At 64.8% G+C, this 1,171-nt stretch carries 2 protein-coding genes; both read right to left on the minus strand.

What is annotated here, in order from left to right:
• Positions 1–92 precede the first annotated feature (92 nt).
• Entirely contained in the window at positions 93–620 is a 528-nt protein-coding gene (locus ACODTY_RS24020) for a gamma carbonic anhydrase family protein (RefSeq protein ID WP_488996686.1), read from the minus strand.
• A 35-nt stretch (positions 621–655) separates the two neighbouring features.
• Entirely contained in the window at positions 656–988 is a 333-nt protein-coding gene (locus ACODTY_RS24025; RefSeq protein WP_488996685.1) for a cupin domain-containing protein, read from the minus strand.
• Positions 989–1,171: the final 183 nt, after the last annotated feature.

Raw genomic sequence — 1,171 nt, forward strand, 5'->3', positions numbered from 1 at the left:
TGTTCCACCTCGCTCAACAGCCTGTTTTCAGTCTCGCTCATTCTCAATGTCCTTCCACGCAGGCACGCCGGGTGCCCGATATTGCTCCGCCGTCACGGGTCGATAGCCTCGAGATCGCGCGGATAGGTTTCGGCTTTCGAACGGTATCGCAGAGCGCCTTGCGACAGCTTCTGCGCTGCCTCCCCATCAAGCGACCTGACTATCTTGGCGGGAACGCCTATGACCAGCGAGCCGTCCGGCACGACCATGCCTTCGCGGACGAGCGAATTGGCGCCGATCAGGCAACGTTCGCCGATCCTGGCTCCATTGAGGACCGTCGCTCCCATGCCGACCAGGCTACCATTGCCGATGCTGCAGCCGTGAATGATGGCATTGTGGCCGATGGTGACGTCCTCGCCGATGTCGACGGGGAAACCGGGGTCGGTGTGGATGACGCAGCCATCCTGGACATTCGAGCCGGCCCCAACCGTGATCGGCTCGTTGTCGCCGCGCAGCACGGCGTTGAACCAGACGCTGGTCCCGCTGGCGAGGCGCACGTCGCCGATGACAACAGCACCGGGGGCGACATAGACATTGCCGTCCTCCGGCAGCGAGGGCACCCGTTCACCCAGCCGGTACATCGTCGGTTTGGTCACGCTTCCTCCGCCCATGCGCTTCACGTCGGCATGGCCAGCAGGATCGATGCCGGCGCGTTGGTGCGGTTGACCAGCGCGCGTGCTTCGCCCGGCGCCAGCCGGCAGCTGTCGAGCACGCCAAGCGTCACCACTCCATCCACGGTCTCGACGGTCACCTCGCCGGCGACGACGATGTAGATCTTCTCCACCGCCGCGTCCTTGAGCGAGGTGCGCCCGCCCGGCAGGAGATGCGACAGGCCGATCCAGATCGTATCGGTCGTCGTCGCTTCCTTGCCCTGCAGGCGCAGGCAGTGCATGTCATAGTGCTCGGGCGCCTCGTAGGGCTTGGCCTCGCTGTAGCGGGTGACCTGCATGGCGATCTCCCTTACGGCTTGAGCAAGACCCGCTCGGGCGTCCCGCGCAGCACCGAGGCATAAGCCTTCGCCGCATCGCCGAGACCATAGCAGCAGGCCGGATTGATCGGGAACGGCCTGAGCAGCCCTTGCTCGAACTTCAGCTTCAGCTTGTCGAATATCCGGGCGCCGTCGACAGAGGAC

It is taken from the genome of Mesorhizobium sp. FG116, from assembly GCF_057809835.1.